A 2996-nucleotide genomic window follows, 5' to 3' on the forward strand; every position below is an offset into this window, starting at 1 on the left:
GTGTGGCCTTCCGGTCGATTATGGCTGTGTGACAACGGCGGGTGTCATAGGCACCGTCGGCGGTCACTGTGCTGATGTCTTCGCCTTGGCACGTCACCGCCAAGCAGATAGTACCATGGATGACCCGCGTGATAGCCGTGATGGGAAAGCACTTGCATGATGATTTCCCTTACGATGCCCGATAGATGAGATATTCACCGGCAACGCTTACCGCGCTGTAATCGATGGCAAGATCGCGGGCGATTGCGTCATAGTCGATGTAGTATTGAAGGCTTTCGGGGATGTCGCCGTATAGGCCGTCTTCCACAAATTGCTCCGCCAGTTCACGCATGCTGCCGACATGGTAAACATCGATCCAGTAGCGGTCAGGGCTCGCTTGGGGGTCAAACTCGTAACCACATTCACCGACCGCTATGATGACATTGGTTTTTTCCCAATACTCCCAGTTTTGAGCGCAGGTCAGATAGTCTTTAAAATTTGCCTGATTGAGGTCGATGGCCTTGGCCAGCTCACAATCGATCTGATCTCCATCGATGAACTGGATTTCAAATTCTTCGACCTGTTCGCCAAAATCGTTGACCAGCTTTGCGGCCTTCCCGTCAAACTCTTCCACTGCGCTGAAATAAAATCCTGTCGCTGTGATGTCATAGGGCTGTGCATATAGGGTAATGCTCATTCCGTCCTCGCTTTCCTGTGGTTTGAAGGCGAAGCAGACAATCAGCCCCGCGCTTGAACCTCTGCCCAGCGGCGAGCGTCCCGATTTTTGGCCGCGCCCGCGCGGCTGGGACGTCTCGGTCAAACTTTCCGGGGATGGGTCAATTCTCTTCTCGGGAGACCGCAAGGCGGCGGAAGATGATTGACCCACAGCCCTTTGGCGTCGCCGGATTTGATGCAAGCTGGAAGAACAGGTTCCAAGCATGCCAGGGCATGCGGGTGGAAAGGTGGCGGCAGGACTGCCGCCTCTTACGATGCGCAAGGGATTGAAGCCGGATGGCCGAAAGGTCAGGTTCGGTTCACGAAAGCCCGATCCGAGACGGATGCGCCTGAATGCGGGTATTTATGGGTATCTATTTGGGTATCCCTACTCCAAACTTGCCTATATGGATATTTATGGGTATATTTATGGGTATGAGTCTGAACACCGAAACCATCAAGATCACACCTCAAATTCTTGCCATCATCGCCGAGATCGATGAGTTCAAGGGAGCGTGGAAAGCCCTTGGCACACTTGCGCCGGAGCGCTTGTCGGCGTTGCGCCGTGTGGCCACGATTGAAAGCATCGGCTCTTCAACGCGGATCGAGGGCAGCAAGCTCTCCGATAGCGAGGTCGATAGGCTGCTCTCCAACATCGAGATACGGCAATTCGAAACGCGGGACGAACAAGAGGTCGCCGGTTACGCCGAAGCGATTGAGACCGTCTTTGCCAGCGCAGATGCGATCACGCTGTCCGAGAACCACATCAAACAGCTTCACCGTGATCTGTTGCGCCATTCGGCCAAGGACGAGCGGCACCGTGGCGCTTACAAAACGGGCACCAATCATGTGAGTGCTTTCGATGCGGAGGGTAAGGAAATCGGCGTGGTGTTCGAAACAGCAACGCCCTTTGATACGCCGCGCCTGATGGCTGAACTAGTGGGCTGGACCAATGCGGCACTGGCTCAAAAGACCCTGCACCCGCTAATGGTTACAGCGATCTTCACGGTTGTCTTCCTCGAAATCCACCCTTTTCAGGATGGGAATGGCCGCCTTTCACGAATCTTGACGACGCTAATCCTGATCCGCAGTGGCTATGAATATGTGCCCTACAGCTCGCTTGAAAGCGTGATTGAGCAAAGCAAAGAGGGCTACTACCTTGCCCTGCGCCGCACTCAAGGCACGATCCGCACAGAAAACCCGGACTGGCAACCCTGGCTAATCTTCTTCTTGCGCGCCCTGCAACAGCAAAAGGCGCGGCTTGAGATCAAGATGGCCCGCGAAAAGCTGTTGATGGGGCAACTGCCACCGCTCAGCGTCGAGATCATTGACTTGGTCAAACGGCACGGGCAACTCAAGAACGCACAGATTGTCGAGTTGACGGGCGCTAACCGGAACACGGTCAAGAAGCATCTACGAGAGCTCGTTTCAGACAACCACCTGGTCAAGCAGGGTGTTGGTAAAGGGACGGTCTACACAACTGCCTAATATCAGTCTTCATTGGTATTGTGCTGATATAACTGCGCTGGTTTGGCGGCAATGCGTTCGCTGCAAACAATTCAAATTGTTAATTGCGCTAGCGGCCCTGCAAGGCCGAAATTACATCCATGTCTCCTGTCCAATCATATCCTGATGCGCCAGTGCGTGCACCACTCGCAACGACTTTGTAGTGTTTTTCCGCATAGTCAATATTCCAGCACATCGAGTTTCTTGGAACTTCGCCGCGACGAATGCGTTGATCCAATGAATGCCCAATAAGCATTCGCGTATATCCGTGGGTCAACAGAAACGAACGAGGGTTTTCTTGAAATATGTGCAGTTCAGGCGGCCGAAACTCAGCAACGTGCTGACGCATCCTTTGGCCAAGATCTTCAAGTGTTCGCGTGGCTGCGACGATCATTAGACATGTCGCTTTTCGCATCTCACGTTGATGCCAAGCGCCAATTGTCTCTTGAAGCGCCTCCAAATCTTCTTCCGTCAAACCACCCGATCCGCCGGACGAACCGGAACATGTCATTCCAGTCCAATTACCTCCACCGCCATTGCAGCGACTTTGCTCCATAAGGGAGTAATTTAACATCATGTCATAAGTTGCGTCTTGTGCATGTGCTGTTGAGGGGAGAACAAGCCATGTCCAAACGGAAAAAATTAGTGATATGCGGATCATCTTACCTATCCCATGTAAACGGATGGCGGGACTGTAGCACAGAACACTCTTGGTCAAACCCAAAACCAACCAACCGAAGTCGTCCTTGGGTGTTTGGTCTGGGTTCCAAGGAGGGACAGCGCAACGGCTTCCTTCC

The 2996-nt window shown here is 53.2% G+C and carries 3 protein-coding genes; 1 reads left to right on the forward strand and 2 read right to left on the reverse strand.

Annotation, left to right across the window (positions count from 1 at the left end):
• Positions 1-169: 169 nt before the first annotated feature.
• Positions 170-799: an antirestriction protein ArdA gene (locus WBB85_RS14530; RefSeq protein WP_432639320.1), complete on the reverse strand. Its 630-nt coding sequence runs from the start codon at positions 797-799 to the stop codon at positions 170-172.
• 323 nt (positions 800-1122) lie between these two features.
• Here WBB85_RS14530 and WBB85_RS14535 point away from each other — a divergent pair, with 323 nt between their 5' ends.
• Complete coding sequence (locus WBB85_RS14535) at positions 1123-2181, forward strand: Fic family protein (RefSeq protein WP_432639321.1); 1059 nt, start codon at positions 1123-1125, stop codon at positions 2179-2181.
• Positions 2182-2269: 88 nt separating this feature from the next.
• Here WBB85_RS14535 and WBB85_RS14540 read toward each other — a convergent pair.
• Positions 2270-2996, reverse strand: a 727-nt coding sequence (locus tag WBB85_RS14540) for a hypothetical protein (RefSeq protein WP_432639322.1), incomplete at its 5' end; no start/stop codon positions are given.

The sequence above is a fragment of the Albidovulum sp. genome (assembly GCF_049646345.1).
Lineage (GTDB): Bacteria > Pseudomonadota > Alphaproteobacteria > Rhodobacterales > Rhodobacteraceae > Albidovulum.